At 61.6% G+C, this 17,060-nt stretch carries 15 protein-coding genes; 10 read left to right on the top strand and 5 right to left on the bottom strand.

Features of this window, described 5'->3' with window-relative positions; translation table 11 throughout:
• The first annotated feature begins 69 nt into the window (after positions 1 to 69).
• Entirely contained in the window at positions 70 to 1,251 is a 1,182-nt protein-coding gene (locus tag N0P34_RS14835) for a Ppx/GppA phosphatase family protein (RefSeq protein WP_275603997.1), read from the top strand.
• On the top strand, positions 1,241 to 1,969 hold the full coding sequence (locus N0P34_RS14830; protein ID WP_275603996.1) for an RlmE family RNA methyltransferase: 729 nt from the start codon (positions 1,241 to 1,243) through the stop codon (positions 1,967 to 1,969). The genes N0P34_RS14835 and N0P34_RS14830 overlap by 11 nt, the downstream gene beginning before the upstream one ends.
• A gap of 144 nt (positions 1,970 to 2,113) precedes the next feature.
• On the opposite strand, the gene N0P34_RS14825 is transcribed toward N0P34_RS14830, so the two are convergent.
• Both N0P34_RS14825 and N0P34_RS14820 read right to left on the bottom strand, forming a co-directional pair.
• Positions 2,114 to 3,499 (bottom strand): MDR family MFS transporter, encoded by a 1,386-nt coding sequence (locus N0P34_RS14825; protein WP_275603995.1) that lies wholly within the window; start codon positions 3,497 to 3,499, stop codon positions 2,114 to 2,116.
• A 27-nt stretch (positions 3,500 to 3,526) separates the two neighbouring features.
• Positions 3,527 to 4,897: an MFS transporter gene (locus tag N0P34_RS14820; protein ID WP_275606995.1), complete on the bottom strand. Its 1,371-nt coding sequence runs from the start codon at positions 4,895 to 4,897 to the stop codon at positions 3,527 to 3,529.
• A 324-nt stretch (positions 4,898 to 5,221) separates the two neighbouring features.
• Between N0P34_RS14820 and guaB the strand changes: the two genes are divergently transcribed.
• The 5 genes from guaB (at position 5,222) to guaA (ending at position 10,743) form a co-directional block, all read left to right on the top strand.
• Positions 5,222 to 6,724 carry an IMP dehydrogenase gene (gene guaB, locus N0P34_RS14815; RefSeq protein ID WP_275603994.1) on the top strand — a complete coding sequence of 501 codons (1,503 nt, stop codon included), beginning with the start codon at positions 5,222 to 5,224 and terminating at the stop codon, positions 6,722 to 6,724.
• Between the two features lie 29 nt (positions 6,725 to 6,753).
• Positions 6,754 to 7,125, top strand: a complete 372-nt coding sequence (locus N0P34_RS14810) for a hypothetical protein (protein WP_275603993.1) — start codon at positions 6,754 to 6,756, stop codon at positions 7,123 to 7,125.
• A 193-nt stretch (positions 7,126 to 7,318) separates the two neighbouring features.
• Positions 7,319 to 7,753 carry an MAPEG family protein gene (locus N0P34_RS14805; RefSeq protein WP_275603992.1) on the top strand — a complete coding sequence of 145 codons (435 nt, stop codon included), beginning with the start codon at positions 7,319 to 7,321 and terminating at the stop codon, positions 7,751 to 7,753.
• Positions 7,754 to 7,756: 3 nt separating this feature from the next.
• Positions 7,757 to 9,046, top strand: a complete 1,290-nt coding sequence (locus N0P34_RS14800) for an RsmB/NOP family class I SAM-dependent RNA methyltransferase (RefSeq protein WP_275603991.1) — start codon at positions 7,757 to 7,759, stop codon at positions 9,044 to 9,046.
• Between the two features lie 125 nt (positions 9,047 to 9,171).
• A complete protein-coding gene (gene guaA, locus N0P34_RS14795; RefSeq protein WP_275603990.1) occupies positions 9,172 to 10,743 on the top strand; it encodes a glutamine-hydrolyzing GMP synthase in 1,572 nt (523 codons plus the stop codon).
• A gap of 94 nt (positions 10,744 to 10,837) precedes the next feature.
• Here guaA and N0P34_RS14790 read toward each other — a convergent pair whose 3' ends face one another.
• Positions 10,838 to 11,068, bottom strand: a complete 231-nt coding sequence (locus N0P34_RS14790) for a hypothetical protein (protein WP_275603989.1) — start codon at positions 11,066 to 11,068, stop codon at positions 10,838 to 10,840.
• Positions 11,069 to 11,472: 404 nt separating this feature from the next.
• Here N0P34_RS14790 and N0P34_RS14785 point away from each other — a divergent pair, with 404 nt between their 5' ends.
• The 3 genes from N0P34_RS14785 (at position 11,473) to N0P34_RS14775 (ending at position 15,157) form a co-directional block, all read left to right on the top strand.
• A complete protein-coding gene (locus N0P34_RS14785) occupies positions 11,473 to 12,186 on the top strand; it encodes a tetratricopeptide repeat protein (RefSeq protein WP_275603988.1) in 714 nt (237 codons plus the stop codon).
• A gap of 23 nt (positions 12,187 to 12,209) precedes the next feature.
• Entirely contained in the window at positions 12,210 to 13,664 is a 1,455-nt protein-coding gene (der, locus tag N0P34_RS14780) for a ribosome biogenesis GTPase Der (RefSeq protein ID WP_275603987.1), read from the top strand.
• A 209-nt stretch (positions 13,665 to 13,873) separates the two neighbouring features.
• The gene (locus tag N0P34_RS14775; RefSeq protein ID WP_275603986.1) at positions 13,874 to 15,157 is read left to right on the top strand and encodes a hemolysin family protein; all 1,284 of its coding nucleotides are present in this window, start codon (positions 13,874 to 13,876) and stop codon (positions 15,155 to 15,157) included.
• 34 nt (positions 15,158 to 15,191) lie between these two features.
• Here the strand turns inward: N0P34_RS14775 and N0P34_RS14770 are convergent, their stop codons facing one another.
• Together N0P34_RS14770 and N0P34_RS14765 are read right to left on the bottom strand one after the other, a co-directional pair.
• Positions 15,192 to 16,328 carry a GGDEF domain-containing protein gene (locus N0P34_RS14770; RefSeq protein WP_275603985.1) on the bottom strand — a complete coding sequence of 379 codons (1,137 nt, stop codon included), beginning with the start codon at positions 16,326 to 16,328 and terminating at the stop codon, positions 15,192 to 15,194.
• Positions 16,329 to 16,460: 132 nt separating this feature from the next.
• Complete coding sequence (locus tag N0P34_RS14765) at positions 16,461 to 17,060, bottom strand: GNAT family N-acetyltransferase (RefSeq protein ID WP_275603984.1); 600 nt, start codon at positions 17,058 to 17,060, stop codon at positions 16,461 to 16,463.

The following is a 17,060-nucleotide window of genomic DNA, read 5'->3' as shown; positions in this document are numbered from 1 at the left end:
CAACACCAATGCTGTCTCTGGGCGCGGCCGGCCGGTCCGACCTGCGACGGGGCAGCCAAGGAGATCGAAGTGACCGATTCTATTCGGTCCGCCGCTGCGCCGGTCCCTCGGGCCGACACGGCGCTCCGCACCCCTGCCGATGGCAATCGGAAGGGAAGGGCAGGGGCTGCGCCCCCGCCAGTGGCGGAGCTGCGGACGGGGCATTCCCCGCCTCCAAGACGCCAGCGCGGGCCGCTCTACGCGGCTCTCGACCTGGGAACGAATAATTGCCGCCTGCTCATTGCCCGACCGCACGATCATGGTTTTCGCGTGCTCGACGGTTTTACGCGCATCGTTCGCCTCGGCGAGGGCGTGTCGGTGACCGGGCGCCTGGGCGACGCAGCCATGGATCGAACCATGGATGCCCTGCGCCAGTGCCGCAACAAGCTGCGCGATCACCAGCCCACGCGCATGCGCCTCATTGCCACCGAAGCCTGCCGTGCCGCTGAAAATGGCCCGGCCTTTCTCGAACGGGTCAAGGGCGAGCTCGGCATCGAGCTGGAGATCGTCGATCGCCGCACCGAGGCCGAACTGGCCGTCACCGGCTGCGCCGACCTCATCGACAGCTCCGCCCAGGGCGCCTTGATGTTCGACATCGGCGGCGGCTCGTCCGAACTGGCCTGGCTCGATTTCCGGGGTGGCCGTCCGCGCTCGCAAGGGCGTATGTCGGCCTCGATTCGCTCCTGGCAGTCCTTGCCGGTGGGCGTCGTCTCCATCGCCGAGCGTTTTGGCGGCGTGAACGTGACCCCCGAGATTTTCGAATCAATGGTGTCTTTCGTTTCAGACCATTTGCGCCAGTTCCGCGGCCGCGAGAAATTGCGCCAGATGATCGGCACGCATCCGGTCCACCTCATCGGCACCTCGGGAACTGTAACCACGCTCGCGGGATTGCATCTCGGTCTCGAACGCTATGAGCGCCAGAAGGTCGATGGATTGTGGATGCGCCGCGATCAAGTCGATGAGACAATGCGCATCCTGCTCAATATGCCTTTCGAGCGGCGCGTGGCCCATGCTTGTATCGGCAAGGACAGGGCGGATCTCGTGCTCCCGGGCTGTGCAATATTTGAAGCCATTCGTCGCGAATGGCCAACCGAGCGCGTACGCGTGGCCGATCGCGGGCTCAGGGAAGGCATTCTGATTTCCCTGATGGACGCAGATCGGGCCCATGCGCGCCCCTATCGCGCAAAGAAGAGGAATGGTCATGGTGGATAAGGCTCTCGGAACAGGCGGTCGCAAGTCCGACAAAGACCTCAAAATTCGCCTGAAAACGGCAAAGGGACGGACGACATCCTCGACGAAATGGCTGCAGCGCCAGCTTAACGATCCCTATGTGGCGCGGGCGCGCTCGGAGGGATATCGCTCGCGCGCGGCCTTCAAGATCAAGGAACTCGACGAAAAGCACAAATTCTTCAGGAAGGGCATGCACGTCGTCGATCTGGGCGCAGCGCCCGGCGGCTGGTCGCAGGTTGCGGCCAAGGCGGTAGGCTCGACCACAGAAAACCCGCTGATCGTTGGCATCGACTATCTGGAGATGGATCCCATCCCCGGCGTCATCCTGCTGCAGAAGGATTTTACCGATGAGGACGCGCCCGAAGCGCTGATTGCCGCCATGGGTGGCCACAAGGCAGACGTTGTCATGAGTGACATGGCCTGGCCGACGACCGGCCACCGCCCCACCGACCACCTGCGCATCGTGCACCTCATCGAAATTGCCGCCGACTTTGCCATCCAGGTCCTCGCACCCGGCGGCACATTTGTCGCAAAAGTGTTCCAGGGCGGCACCGAGCATGAGCTTCTTCACATGCTCAAGCGCAACTTCAAGACCACGTTCCACGCCAAGCCCCCCTCCAGCCGTTCTGGCTCCGCGGAAGCTTACCTCGTCGCGAAGGGTTTCAAGGGCTCGGACGCTAAAATCACTCCTGAGGAGTGATTTTAGCGTCCGAGGCCATGAGAGCTAGGCTCGAATGGCGGGGTCTGGCCCGCCGAAGGCAAAATCACTCCTGAGGACGGATCTTAGCTTCCCACTGGATTCGCTGGCGGATGATGGCTCCCGCGGAGCCATTCAAAGCCAGGCTCAATGCATGCCCGGGCCGCCAAGCAATTGGTGGCCCGCATTTTTTGGCAGGCGCAAGAACAGGAGCGACCCCAAGGCGCCCACGGCTGCCACCACGAAGAAGGCGATGTGGAAATCGACCAGGGCCAGGCTGTCGCCGCCCCGCAGCCGGTGCGCCAGTTCCAGCGTGCCGCCGCCCAGCGCGACGCCCATGGCAAACATCAACTGCCCCCAGACCTGGCTGATCACGTTGGCCTGGCCGGCGTCCTTGTCCTCTATGTCTGCAAAGGTGAAGGCGTTCGAACCCGTCCAGAAGGTCGACTGCCAGAAGCCGGTGAAGACCAGGATTGCGAGCATCAGCGGGATGGGCGTACCGGGTACATAAAAGCCCATCACCAAAATGCCCGCGGCCGAAATCGCGGTTGAGATCACCAGCGGATATTTGAACCCCCAATGGGCAAAGATCCAGTTGGCGACGAATTTGGCGACCAGCGCCCCTACCGCGCCGGCAAAGGTGACCATGCCGCTCTCGAAGGGCGTCAGACCGAAACTGAGCTGCAGCATCAGCGGAAACAGGAAGGGCACCGCGCCTTGTCCCAGCCGGAAAAATGTCCCGGCGACCAAGGTGATGCGGAAATTGGGCACCCGTAGCAGCCGCAGATCGAGCAGCGGATATTCCGTCGCCAGCGCATGGCGGACGTAGAAATAGCCAATGCCGATGCCCAGCGATGCGGAGACGATCCCATACATCGGGGGCAGCGCGGGCAGGCTCATCACCGAACATCCAAAAGCAAAAAGCGCAAACGCCAGGCCGGCCATCACAAAGCCGGGGCCATCGATATTGCGGGGCCGGTTGCGCTGCTCATTGGGCAGGGCGAACCCCACCAGTACGATCCCCAGCACGCCGATGGGGATGTTGATAATGAAGATCCAGTGCCACGAAAAATATGTGGTGAGGAATCCGCCGAAAGGCGGCCCCACGATCGGTCCGATCAGCCCCGGAATGGTCAGCCACGCCATCGCGTCTACCAATTGGTGCCGCGGCGTCGCGCGCACCAGCACCAGCCGGGCCACCGGGCCCATCATCGCGCCGCCCATCCCCTGAAGGAACCGCGCGCCGACGAACTGGGCCAGAGAACTCGACATGGCGCAGCAAATCGAGCCGATCATGAACACGAGCATGGCCAGGCGAAACACCCGCCTGGCGCCGAAACGGTCCGCCATCCAACTCGAAATGGGGATGAAGATGGCGAGCGCCACGAGATAGGCGGTGAGCGCCAGCTTGAGCGAAATCGGGTCGGTGCCAATATCGCTGGCAATGGCAGCCAGCGAAGTTGCGATCACCGTTGAATCCATGTTCTCCATGAATACGGCAGTGGCGAGAATGAGCGGTACTGAGCGGGACACGGCACTTTGCCGGCGGTTCGCCGCCGGTCACTCCTTGTTGTGGGCTATGTGGCCCGAAACATTGCTCCCGGCATGGGCCGGCAAGCGGAAATAGACAAGGCTGGCCAGGACACTGAGGCCACCCACTGCAAGGAAAGCGATCTTGAAGTTGAGGAGGCCAAGATGTCCGCCGCTGAACACGCTGGTCAGCTCGAGGATGGCGCCTGCCACGGCCACGCCGAATGCGATGGACAATTGCTGGCAGACGGCCACCATGGCAGTGGCCTGGCTGGCCTCCTCATCGGAAACATCGGCATAGCCAAGCGCGTTGGAGCCGGTGAAGAATACCGAACGCATGACACCCCCGGCGAGAAGGATTGCCATCATCACCGGCACAGGCGTATCGACCGAAAACGTCCCCTGCGCCGCGATCAACACGCCACCGATCACTGCGGCAAAGCCTAATACGCGCGGAAAACCGAAGCGCGAATAGAGCCACTCGCTGACGAATTTGCTCATGATGGCGCCAATGGCCGAAACGAAGGTGATGGCTCCCGATTGGAACGGGTTGAGCCCAAACCCCAGCTGCAGCATCAGCGGCAACAGGAACGGCATCGCACCAACGCCGATGCGGAACACCGAACCGCCCGTAATAGTTGATCGGAAATAGCGGTGCCGGAGCAGTTTCGGATCGAGCAGCGGATAAGGCACACGCTGCGCATGCAGCAGATAGAGGATGCAGGCTGTCACGCCCACGGCGATGGTCAGATAGCCATAGATGATCGGAAGCGCCGGCAAGCTGATGACCGAGAGCCCGAACACCGTGCCGGAAAACGCGACGGCCAGGATCACAAAGCCCACCAGATCGATCGGACGCGGCGTACGCTCATCGGGCACCTTGAGATAAAGGCCGGCGCAGATGATGCCGATGATGCCGATGGGAATGTTGATCCAAAAGATCCAGTGCCAGGAGAGATAGGTCGTGAGGAACCCGCCGATCAGCGGGCCGCTCACTGGCGCGATCAGCGCCGGCATGGTCAGCCAAGCCATGGCGGATACCAGTTCGTTGCGGGGCGTCGAGCGCACCAGCAGCAGCCGCCCCACTGGCGTCATCATTGATGAGCCGATGCCCTGGAAGAAGCGCGACAGCACAAAAGTCTCGAGGGAAAAGGCGAAGGAGCAGGCAAGCGAGCCAAGCATGAAAACGAAAATCGCAAGCCGGAAAACGTTCTTGGCGCCGAACCGGTCTGCCATCCATCCACTGATGGGAATGAAAATCGCCAGTGATACGAAATACGCCGTCAGCGCCAGTTTGAGCGAAATGGCATCCGTACCGATATCCGCGGCGATGGCGGGCAGGGACGTCGCGATGACGGTCGAGTCCATCTGTTCCATGAACAGGGCGACCGCGAGAATCAGCGGAGTGATGCGAATGACGGGCATTTTCGACAGGGAATCGGCGGCCAGAACCGAACCGCATCAACACTATGGAGGGCTTTGCCGCCGCTGGCCATAGGCCTTTCGCCTGTCACGACAGGCCAAACCCCACTCTTATGCCACGCGTTAAATGCGATGTCTTCCCGGAAAAATTGCAATGGCGCCGTGCATGCGAACAAGGGCCAACCCCTATGCAAGCTGCGCCCCCGATGCTATTCACCCTCGCCAACCTGAACCCGCGACATCATCTGCGCCGGTTCATATTCCAACATCTCTGTTCATTCAGAAGGCAGGAAGGGTCTGGCCTTGGCGAAGATTATTACCACTGTTACTGGCGATGCAGCTCTGACGTTCGACGACGTCCTGCTTCAGCCGGCGCGTTCGGATATCCTGCCCACCGAGACGGATATTTCGACCTACGTCACCAAGGACATTGCGCTCAATCTGCCGATCCTGTCCTCCGCCATGGATACAGTCACCGAAGCCAATATGGCCATCGCCATGGCTCAGGCCGGCGGCATGGGGGTCATTCACAAGAACCTGACAGCCTCCGAACAGGCCGAGCAGGTGCGGATGGTCAAGTCGTTCGAAAGCGGCATGGTGGTCAATCCCATCACCATCGGCCCCAACGCGACCCTGGCTGACGCCTTCGCGCTCATGCAGAAGAGCCGCATCTCGGGCATTCCCGTCGTGGAAAATGGCGGCGCTGGTGGCCGGGCCATCGGCAAGCTCGTCGGCATCCTGACCAATCGCGACGTCCGCTTCGCCTCCAATCCCAATCAGCCCATTTCTGAGCTGATGACACACCAGAACCTCATCACCGTGCGTGAAGGCGTATCCAAGGAAGAGGCCAAGGTCCTCCTCCATCGTCACCGCATCGAAAAGCTGCTGGTGGTCGACGAAGACTATCGCTGCATCGGTCTCATCACCGTCAAGGACATTGAAAAGGCCCAGCTCCATCCCAACGCCGTCAAGGACGAACAGGGACGACTCCGCGTCGCCGCCGCCTCCACCGTGGGTGATCAGGGTTATGAGCGCTCCCAGGCACTGATCGACGCCGGCGTCGATTTGTTGGTCATCGACACCGCCCACGGCCACTCCGTCCGCGTCGCCGAAGCTGTCGAGCGCATCAAGCGCGAAAACAACGCCGTGCGCATCGTCGCTGGCAATGTCGCGACCGCCGAAGCAACTCGCGCGCTCATCGATGCCGGCGCCGACGCCGTCAAAGTCGGTATTGGTCCGGGCTCTATCTGCACCACCCGCATCGTGGCTGGTGTCGGCGTTCCGCAGCTCGCGGCCGTCATGGCCTGCGCCGAAGAAGGCGCCAAGTCCGGCGTGCCCGTCATCGCCGATGGCGGCATCAAGTTCTCCGGCGACATGGCGAAGGCTCTGGCGGGCGGCGCATCCTGCGTCATGGTCGGCTCTCTGCTCGCCGGTACCGATGAAAGCCCGGGAGAGGTCTATCTCTACCAGGGGCGTTCCTACAAATCCTACCGCGGCATGGGCTCGGTCGGCGCCATGGGTGCAGGCTCTGCCGATCGCTACTTCCAGCAGGATGTGCGCGATCAGATGAAGCTTGTTCCCGAGGGCATCGAGGGCCAGGTCCCTTACAAGGGTTCGGCTGGCGCGGTGCTCCACCAGCTCGCTGGCGGCCTGCGAGCCTCCATGGGCTATACCGGTGCCCACAACCTCAAGGATTTCCGCGAAAATTCGGTTTTCGTGAAAATCTCCGGCGCAGCCCTCAGTGAAAGCCACGTTCACGACGTGACCATCACCCGCGAGGCCCCCAACTATCGCAGCGGGCGCTGATCGGTTAGGCTGCAGCCGGCAGAGGGGGCATGGCCATGGGACACGTTTCGCGTATCGATACGATTTTCCTGCCGGCCCTCGATACCGGCGCTGCTGCGGCCTGGTACACATCCATGTTCGGCATGGTCGAGATTTTTCGCTCTGCCGGACATATTGGCCTGCGCTTCGAAGGCGCATCGGCAAAAACCACGGCGCTGACACTGGTGCCGGTGGATGTGATGCCCGAAACGGCCTTTGTGTCGTTCAACTTCTTTACCGCCGACCCCAACGCCTTGCATGCGGCCTTGGTTGAAGATGGGCGCACTGTCACCCCGATCAACTACAATTCCGGCATGAGCTGGTTCGATTTCACCGACATCGCCGGCAACCGCGTCAATGTCTGCCATTTCCCTGAAGCCTGACTGCTGACAGGGCCGGCCTACCTGCCTGAACGCCCATCGTCTGACTTTCTCAGGAAAGCGGATCGTCTCAGAGCGCTGCAGATTCCTCGTTCACCCGGAGGCCGCTGCGCCGGCCCCGCATTTCGCATTCATCTCAAAACGGAATCCCTTTTAGCGCGTTACTGCTCCATCAGCCCTGCACCGGAACCGCCAGATGACCCTCGTCACAAAGTTTCTCGTTTTCGCCATGGCCGCCCAGGTGCTGTTGACCCTTTTCATCCTCGTCTGGATGGGCAGGGAGCGCGTTCCGCGGGTCATGAGCGGCGAGATTGCCATGGCTGACATCGCGGTGGAACGAACGGCCTATCCGCTCAAGGCGCGCCTGCTCTCCAACAATTTTGAAAACCAGTTCCAGCTGCCTGTCCTGTTTCTTGTCGCCGCGCTTCTCGCGCTTGCGCTTGGCATTGTGGGCTGGGTTGAAGTGGTGCTCGCGTGGCTCTTCGTCGCAGCGCGCTATCTTCACGCCGCTATTCATGTGACAAGCAACCACGTTCTGAGCCGCTTTGCCGCCTACAGTGTCGGACTTGCCGTCCTCGCTCTTCTGTGGCTATGGCTCGTCCTCCGTATTTTCCTTGCCCCGAGTATCTGAACCATGCGCTTTCCCGGCCGTCTCGCTGCCGCCATCGAAGTCCTCACCGATGTGGAACAGCGCAAGCGCCCAGTTTCCGAGGCGCTGAAGTCCTGGGGACTCAACAATCGCTTTGCCGGGGCAGGGGACCGCGCCGCCATCGGCAATCTGGTCTATGACGCCCTGCGCCGCCGCGCCTCCCATGCCGCGGCCATGGGCAGTGATACGCCACGCGCCCTGGTCCTCGCAGTTGCCCTGCGTGACTGGAACGAGACGCCGGAAACCCTGGCCGCGGCGTTTGCCGGCGACAGCCACGCCCCCGAGGCGCTGAGCGACGACGAGATCGCTGCCCTATCTGCCGATATCGCCGACGCCTCCGACGCTGTTCGTGCCGACATGCCCGAATGGCTTGTTCCCTCGCTCGAGCGAGCGTTCGGTGCCAATTGGGTCGCCGAAGGCGAGGCCATGGCCCGCCGCCCGTCTCTGGATATCAGGGTCAATTCGCTCAAGGCGGTTCCTGAACGCGTCATCAAATCCCTGGCCCGCTTTGCGCCGGAGGCGACGCCGATTGCGCCCTTCGGCCTCACGCTTCCCGCCGGCAAACGCGATGCGCGTACGCCCAATGTCACGACCGATGAGGCCTATCTCAAGGGCTGGTTCGAGATACAGGACCAGGGCAGCCAGATCGTTGCGGCACTCTGCGGGGCCCAGCCTGCCGATCAGGTCCTCGACCTCTGCGCTGGCGGTGGCGGCAAGACGCTCGCTCTTGCAGCAGCCATGGGCAATAAGGGCCAGATCTTCGCCTATGACAGCGACCGTTCGCGCCTCGCCCCGATTTACGATCGCCTCAAGCGCAATGGTGTGCACAACGTCCAGGTCCGCGCTCCTAACCCGGGTGCCCTCGACGATCTCGTGGGCAAGCTCGATCGTGTCGTCGTTGACGCGCCCTGCACCGGCACGGGCACCTGGCGCCGTCGACCCGACACCAAGTGGAAGCTAAGCCCCGAGCTCCTCGCCCAGCGCCAGAGCGAACAGGCAGCGCTGCTCGAGGAGGCCCTGCGCTTTCTCAAGCCCGGGGGCACGCTGGCCTACATCACCTGCTCCATCCTGCCCGAGGAAAACGACGACCAGATCACTGCCTTGCTGGCCGCCCATGCCGAGCTCGAAACCATTGACATGGCACAGGCCTGGCGAAAGGCCCTCATCACGGAAATTCCGGATGGTCTCGTGACGGATGGCGGTGGCATCTGCCTCACCCCGTTGCGCACCAATACCGACGGCTTCTACCTTCATCTCCTGCGCAAGAAATCCTGAAGCACAGGCGCCACCTGAACTGTCCTCCGGCCAAGGCGCCGGAGGACCTATCCATCCAATTCCGCATCGGGCCCTTGCGCATCTAGCACCTTGCACAAACGGCGCTTGGCCGCTAAAGCCTCGCCATGCTGCACCCAGACACCGCCCCCGCAAACGACACCATCCTCATCGTGGACTTCGGTTCGCAAGTCACGCAATTGATCGCGCGACGCATCCGTGAAACCGGCGTTTATTGCGAGATCCACCCCTTCCAGTCCGCCGGCGCCGCCATGGTGGCGCTGCGACCAAGAGGCGTTGTTCTCTCGGGAAGTCCCGCGTCGACGCTCGATGAGAACGCTCCAACCATCGATCCCGCCATTCTGGCTGCAAATGTCCCGATTCTCGGCATTTGCTACGGCCAGCAGGCACTCTGCGTGGCGCTGGGTGGCAAGGTCGAAGCTGGTCATCACCGCGAATTCGGCCGTGCGGAACTGACCGTGCAACAGCCAAGCTCGCTCTCCGATGGCGTCTGGGATATCGGAACGGCACATCAGGTCTGGATGAGCCACGGCGACCGTGTCGTGGCCTTGCCCGAAGGCTTCGAGGTGGTGGGCACCTCGCCCAACGCACCCTTCGCAATGATCGCCAACGAAGAGCGCCGCATTTGGGCCGTGCAGTTCCACCCCGAAGTGGTGCACACGCCGGATGGCGCGAAGCTCTACGCCAATTTCGTCCACAATATTTGCGGCATTCAGTCCAACTGGACCATGTCGGCCTACCGCGAGAAGATGATCGAGAAGATCCGCGCCCAGGTCGGCAGCGGCAAGGTCATCTGCGGTCTCTCCGGCGGCGTCGATTCTTCTGTTGCTGCGGTTCTGATCCACGAAGCCATCGGCGACCAGCTCACCTGCATTTACGTTGACCACGGCCTTATGCGCATGAACGAGAGCGAACAGGTCGTGACCATGTTCCGCGATCAGTTCAACATCCCGCTGGTCCATGTCGATGCTGCCGACAAGTTCATCGGTGAACTGGAAGGGCAGACCGACCCGGAAACCAAGCGCAAGATCATTGGTCGCCTCTTCATTGAAACCTTCGAAGAAGAGGCCAAAAAACTCGGCGGGGCAGAGTTCCTCGCACAGGGCACGCTCTACCCGGACGTCATCGAATCCGTGTCGTTCACCGGCGGCCCCTCGGTCACCATCAAGTCGCATCACAATGTGGGCGGCCTGCCGGAACGCATGAACATGCAGTTGGTCGAGCCGCTGCGTGAACTGTTCAAGGACGAAGTCCGCGCGCTCGGCCGCGAACTCGGCATTCCCGATAGCTTCATTGGCCGGCATCCCTTCCCAGGGCCTGGCCTGGCCATTCGTTGCCCAGGTGGCATCACCCGTGAAAAGCTCGACATTCTCCGTCAGGCCGATGCGATCTATCTCGACGAAATTCGTAAATCTGGCCAATACGACAAGATCTGGCAGGCTTTCGCGGTGCTGCTGCCGGTCCAGACCGTTGGCGTCATGGGCGATGGTCGCACCTACGAGTTCGTCTGTGCCCTGCGTGCCGTAACCTCCGTGGATGGCATGACGGCTGATTTCTATCAGTTCGACATGAACTTCCTCGGCAAGACCGCCACTCGTATCATTAACGAAGTCCGGGGCATCAACCGCGTCGTTTACGACGTGACCTCCAAGCCCCCCGGCACCATCGAGTGGGAGTAACCACCGGCGCCCCCTCGCACCGCAAGATCGCGCCTATGGAGCGATCACGGCGAGCTACGCCCGAAGAGCCATGCTCATAGGGCAGGGGGCCACGTCAGGCGGCCTGGCCGTTGACATCAACTCGCATCCGAACCTTGGCTTCAATTTCAGCCAGGGTGGCTTGCAGCCGGTTCAACTGCGACAGCATGGTCGCATCGGGAGCATATCGGCTGACCAGATATTCCCGATTGGCGGAAATATCGCTGAGATGGGTACGGGTCTTCACCTTGAGGACGAGTTTGTACTTGTCCAGCAGGGCCAGGCGTGCAGCTAGATTGTGCTGCATCCCGCGAATAGCAGGAGCAGGCTCGCCGCAGTGCAGCAGGAATGCATTGAGGTAAAGCTCGATGGCGTGGATGCAGAGGAGCCGGAAGGGCGCGGCTGATGTGTGTTGTCCGCGCTGCCATATCTTGATCGCCTAGCCGGCGGCTCTCTGGAACTGCGCTGCCAGCGCCATCAATTCTGCTGGCCGCGCCGTCTCGCCCGGATAGCAGCCTGCGGCACCTTCAATAGTCACCGCCATGACTTGGAGCCTCCCAAACCCTCACCAAAGAACATTGGGTTGGATCAGGCCGTGAACAAGCTGGTGATTGGGATACGGTTAATAGCTGTATTAACGCGCCGATAATTTGCATTCGTGGGGCAGCATGCTACACGTGCCGCCAAATCCGAACGACCCAGAGCCAGCCGATGTCCGAAGAAAATATCTTCCGCGAAGTTGATGAGGAACTCCGCTCCGAGCGCATGCGTGCCCTCTGGCGCCGTATCGCCCCATTTGTCATCGGCGCGGCTATTGCCATAGTTGCCTTGGTGGCCGTCAATGAAGGCTGGAGCTGGTACACCAATAGCCAGGCGGCGCGCTCTTCCGAAGAGCTCTATGCTTCGCTTGAAGTGGGCGACGACCTCGCTGCGGCCCAGGCCCGTCTTGACCAGCTCGCCGCAGACGGCTCTGGTGGTTACCCGGTTCTGGCCGAGTTCCGCAAGGCGAGCCTGCTAGCCGAAGCTGGTGACACGGCTGGCGCTGTTGCCGCTTATGATGCCTTGGCCAACAGCCAGTCCAATGTGCGCTTGCGCGAACTGGCCCTGCTCCAGGCCGCCCAGATTCTCGTCGATACAGGTACCCTCGGCGATGTCGAGGCCCGCATCGGCACGATCGCCAGCGATGATAATCCGATGCGCCGTGTGGCGCGCGAACTGATTGGCCTCGCCCAGTACAAGGCCGGTGACGCTGCTGCCGCACAGGCCAGCTTCGAAGCCGTCCTCAATGACCCGCTCGTTCAAGGGCCGATGCGCAATCGCATGGCCTATTATCTGGCTCAGCTTCTGTCCGAGGGCGCTATTTCGGCCGAAAGTGCCGAAAGCGCTCCGGAGCAGACAGAGGAAGCCGCGCCTGCCGCCGAATAGGCTGCGCGCAACAAGGAGAGACCATGACGGTCACCGTAGCAATTGTAGGGCGTCCCAATGTCGGCAAATCGACATTGTTCAACCGTCTGGTCGGGCGCAAGATCGCGCTGGTCGACGACACGCCTGGTGTCACGCGTGACCGCCGCGAGGCGGAGGGTCGCATTGCCGACCTGACGTTCCGGGTTCTCGACACGGCAGGTTATGAAGACGTAACCGATGGAAGCCTCGAAGATCGCATGCGCCAGCAGACCGAACTGGCCATTCGCGAAGCCGACGTCATCCTTTTCATGATCGACGCCCGCGCCGGCGTTGTGCCGCTCGACCAGCGTTTCGCGCAGGTTTTGCGCAAGGCCGGCAAGGATGTGCATCTGGTCGGCAACAAGGCCGAGAGCCGCGCGGCCGAAGATGGCCTCGTCGAAGCTTTTAAGCTTGGATTCGGCGAGCCTATCGCGCTGTCCGCCGAGCACGGGCTTGGCTTGTCCGAACTCTATTCCATCGTCTCCGCCGCCATCGATAAGGCAATCGCCGAAAAGGCAGCGTCAGACGCCGAAGAACTGAGCGACCTCGACTTCCTGCCGGAGGTCGACGTGGATATCACGCCCGACATGCTGGAAGGCGAGGGGGACGAGGCAACGCTGCGCTGGAATCCGCGCCGCTACCTGAACGTCGCTATCGTCGGCCGCCCGAACGCCGGTAAGTCCACATTGGTCAATCGCATGGTAGGCGAAGACCGCGTGCTGGTCGGTCCTGAGGCCGGCATCACTCGAGACAGCATTCTCGTTCCCTGGGAATGGGAAGGCCGCACGATCAATCTGGTCGATACGGCGGGCATCCGTCGCCGCTCGCGCGTTCATGAAAAGCTGGAAAAGCTCGCCGTCGGCGACAGCCTGCGTTCCCTGCAATATGCCGAAGTGGTTGTGCTCCTGCTCGACGCCACGGTTCCGTTCGAAAAACAGGATCTGGCCCTTGCCGATCTTGTCGAGCGTGAGGGCCGGGCCATGGTCATCGCGCTTAACAAATGGGACCTGGTCGAGGACAAGAATGCCGCGCTCGCCGAACTGCGCGAGGAGTGCGAACGCCTCCTGCCGCAGGTGCGTGGCGTGCCGCTGGTCACCCTGTCGGGCCTCACCGGGCGCAATATCGACAAGCTCATGGAAGCCATCTTCTCCATCGAGCGGACCTGGAACTCGCACATCTCCACGTCACGTCTCAATCGTTGGCTGGGCGGCATGGTAGAGAGCCATCCGCCTCCGGCAGTCTCCGGTCGCCGTCTGAAGCTGCGCTACATGACCCAGGCCAAGACGCGGCCGCCAAGCTTCATCGTCTTCGCCTCCCGGCCAGACGCGCTGCCCATGTCCTATCAGCGCTACCTGGTAAACGGGCTGCGCGAAGCTTTCGATTTGCCCGGTACGCCTATCCGCCTCTGGGTACGCGCTGGCAGCAAGTCCAATCCCTACGACGACAAGACAAAGCGCTAGCCGTTTATATCCGAAACTCTAATGCCATGCCCCGAAAGCGGGCATGGCATTTCGTTTCGGGCGGCGCACAATCCCTCCGCCACACGCATCTTATCCCCAAATGCCATTCTTCTGGCCGTGCCAGCTATTCACCTTGGCCGCGTTTGCCCTATAGTGCGCCGCGTCGTAGCACCCCGCCATTGGTCGCGGCGTGCCAACATTGCACTCTGTTGCTTACAGAAATTCTCATCGTCGTCGTTCTTGTTCTGGTGAACGGCGCCTTGGCCATGTCTGAGCTGGCCGTCGTTTCCTCCCGTTCCGCGCGTCTCAAGGTCCTGGCCGACCAAGGCAACAAAGGCGCGGCCATGGCCATGAAACTGGCCGAAGACCCTGGCAAATTTCTGTCTTCCGTCCAGATCGGCATCACTCTGGTCGGCGTCTTGTCCGGTGCCTTCTCCGGCGCGACCCTTGGCTTGCGCCTCAGCGAGTGGCTCAAGCAGGTCGGTGTGCCTGCCAATATCGCCGATATCGGCGGCACCGGTCTCGTTGTCGTGCTCATTACATACGGCACGCTGATTCTCGGCGAACTCGTTCCCAAGCAGATTGCCCTGCGCAATCCGGAGGCCATGGCTGCGCGCGTCGCACCGCCCATGACCTTGCTGGCGCGGGTCGGCACGCCAATCGTCTGGTTGCTCGATATTTCCGGTAAAGCCGTGCTGCGCCTTCTGGGGCAGGGAGGGCAAGCCGAGGAATCGGTGACCGAGGAAGAGGTGCGCACCATTATCGCCGAAGCCACCTCGGCCGGCGTGCTCGAAACCGAAGAGCACTCGATGATTTCGGGTGTGATGCGCCTGGCGGACAGGTCTGCCCGGGGCATCATGACGCCGCGCCTCGATGTGGTCGTGGTCGATCTCGAAGATAGTTTCGAGCAGAACCTGCAGACCATCCTTGGAAGCAGCCATAGCCGGGTGCTGGTCCAGGAAGGCGATGCCGATTCCATCCTCGGCGTCCTCAACCTCGCCGACCTCCTGCCGGCCCTTGCGAATGGCCAACAGCCCGATCTGCGCAGGCTCACCAAGTCCGTGCCTGTCATCATGGAACATGCGGACGCACTCGACGTCGTTGAGGCCATCCGCCAATCCAAGGTGCAGATGGTTCTCGTCGTGGATGAATACGGCCACTTCGAAGGCATTGTCACCTTTGGGGACGTGCTTGAGGTCATTACGGGCGTCTACCAGGAAGAGGCAGGTGACGATCCCGCCCTCGTCGAACGTGAAGACGGCTCATGGCTTGTCGCCGGATGGATGCCGGTCGACGATTTTGCCGAACGCTTCCGGATCGCCGTCCCCAAGGATGCGCGTTACGAGACCGTGGCGGGCTTCATCCTTGCCTGCCTCAACCATCTTCCTCGGACGGGTGAGGCCTTCGAGCGCGAGGGCTGGCGTTTTGAAGTGGTGGATCTCGATGGCCATCGCATCGACAAGGTGCTGATGGCCCCTGTCATCGAGGGTTAGACAAAAAAGAGGCTGCCTTCGGGGGCAGCCTTTTTTACCTGTCTGCAATCACGACCCGATTGCGACCGTCTTCCTTGGCCCTATAGAGAGCCTCGTCGGCCCGGCTGAGTAGCCGATCGAGTGTTTCGCCGCTCCTTTTGAAGGCGATGCCGACGCTGACACTCGTCTGGACAAGTCCAGCATCACTTTCCACCCCACCGGCCGCAAACTCTGCCCTGATACTCTCTGCGACCGCAGAGGCCCTGTCGGGTGTGGCATTGGCGAGTATGACGACAAATTCCTCGCCGCCGAGGCGTGCAGCCACACCGTTGGTGCCCAGGCTTTGACGGACCACAGTAGCGAAGTGCCGGAGCACCTCGTCGCCCATATGGTGCCCATGTCGGTCGTTGATAGCCTTGAAATGGTCGAGGTCCATGATCAGCGCTGCCGCCGGTTCCCCGCTATGCCCCGCGACAAAGCGCTCGAAGAGCGCGCGTCGGTTCAACAACCCCGTTAGCTGGTCCGTATAGGCCTCCTCGCGATGCCGTCGGGCCGTACGGGCCTGATTGAGCGCCAGCGACATCGCACCGATACTGGTGATGGCGACAAGTCCCACGATGGAATTGAGGTCTTCTGCCCAGCCGCTCGGCGCCGCCGACAGCACGAGCGGCCCCTTGAGATAGATCATCACCGCGCAGGGAATGAAGGATAGCGCGGTAATGGAATAAAGCGCGGAGATACCGCCCACCCAGACGGGGGCTTCGGCGCGGCCGCTCCAGAATTTGCGCGCCGCAAAGATCAGCAACACGGCATTGGCGATATTGCCGAGCATCGCACCGAGCGCGTCCAGGCCCAATGCGAAGGGCAGCGAAATAAGGCTCAGAGCGACGAGGGCAATGTTTCCGACCCTCTGACGCGGCAGTCGTCCTTCGGTGAACAGGGCGGTCGCCCCATAGAAAACCACGAAACCACCTGTCAGCAGCATGTTGGACAGCCACAACAGGGCAGGCCGGTGGTCGACGGCATTGACCGAAAAAGCCGCGAAGGCCAGCATCATTATGCCGGCGCCAGCGGCCCAGGTCAGGAGATAATGATCACTACGCGACGAAAGCCAGCTTATGAACAGCGTCGTCGACAGCGCAAAGGCAGCAAAGCCAAGTGCCAGCAGGAGGGATGTTTGGTCGACGTACAATAAGGGCCTCGATTGTCGCTGGCCGGTGCGTAATTGCCAGTCTCGGTCAGAACTGGAAGGTAAATTTGTATCCGGCAATCTGTCGTTGGTATGACGCAACCGATCGATGCGCCCAACGCCCAAAAGTGCCGCCTATTCGCTCAGGTGCATGCCGAACCACACAGTTGAGCCGAGCGTCATTTGAGGAACGAAGCCACTCTTCGTCCAGAAGGCGACGCCGCCAGCGTTGCTGGCGCTGGCGCCAAGGTGAATGCCTTTCACCTCACTGATCCGCGCCTGGTCGCGCCATGCGGACAACAGGCCTGTGCCTACACCCTGTCCGCGAAGGCGGGCCAGCAGGTTCATGTGAATATGAGCTGGGTACGCCGCCACCAGCTCTGCCGGCGAGACGTGCGGCCGCATGATCGCCTCGACCCGAAGCCGATCCGCCTGTGTCAGCCCGGCCGGGTCAGCATAGCGTTGCCTCAGGGCGGGCCACCACTCGGCCTCAAGCTTTTCGGCGAAAGCCAAGGTGTCATAGGTGCCCACGATATAGCCTGCTACGCCCCCTGCGTCCTCGGCGACAAGAACGTTGTCGGGCTCGATTACCGCGTAGGGTGCCGAATAGAGATGCCCGATCAGCTGCGGATCATTGTGCAGGGCACTGGCATCTTTTCCTGCGTCCCCGGTAACCAGACAAATCTCGTAAAGCGCGTCGAGATCGCTGTCTTGATAGGGACGAAGGGTCACCAT

Origin of the sequence: Devosia sp. FJ2-5-3, assembly GCF_029201545.1 — a bacterium.
Classification (GTDB): domain Bacteria; phylum Pseudomonadota; class Alphaproteobacteria; order Rhizobiales; family Devosiaceae; genus Devosia.
Note: the sequence above shows the minus strand (reverse complement) of the source record. Positions and strands in the feature narration are given on the sequence as shown.

Excerpts from the sequence above, each read along its gene's own strand:
- der (WP_275603987.1), top strand. The coding sequence starts at position 12,210 with ATGACGGTCACCGTAGCAATTGTAGGGCGTCCCAATGTCGGCAAATCG.
- N0P34_RS14810 (WP_275603993.1), top strand. The coding sequence starts at position 6,754 with ATGGCCATGGGACACGTTTCGCGTATCGATACGATTTTCCTGCCGGCC.
- guaA (WP_275603990.1), top strand. The coding sequence starts at position 9,172 with ATGCTGCACCCAGACACCGCCCCCGCAAACGACACCATCCTCATCGTG.
- N0P34_RS14805 (WP_275603992.1), top strand. The coding sequence starts at position 7,319 with ATGACCCTCGTCACAAAGTTTCTCGTTTTCGCCATGGCCGCCCAGGTG.
- N0P34_RS14830 (WP_275603996.1), top strand. The coding sequence starts at position 1,241 with ATGGTGGATAAGGCTCTCGGAACAGGCGGTCGCAAGTCCGACAAAGAC.
- N0P34_RS14785 (WP_275603988.1), top strand. The coding sequence starts at position 11,473 with ATGTCCGAAGAAAATATCTTCCGCGAAGTTGATGAGGAACTCCGCTCC.
- N0P34_RS14790 (WP_275603989.1), bottom strand. The coding sequence starts at position 11,068 with ATGCAGCACAATCTAGCTGCACGCCTGGCCCTGCTGGACAAGTACAAA.
- N0P34_RS14800 (WP_275603991.1), top strand. The coding sequence starts at position 7,757 with ATGCGCTTTCCCGGCCGTCTCGCTGCCGCCATCGAAGTCCTCACCGAT.
- N0P34_RS14765 (WP_275603984.1), bottom strand. The coding sequence starts at position 17,060 with ATGGTGACCCTTCGTCCCTATCAAGACAGCGATCTCGACGCGCTTTAC.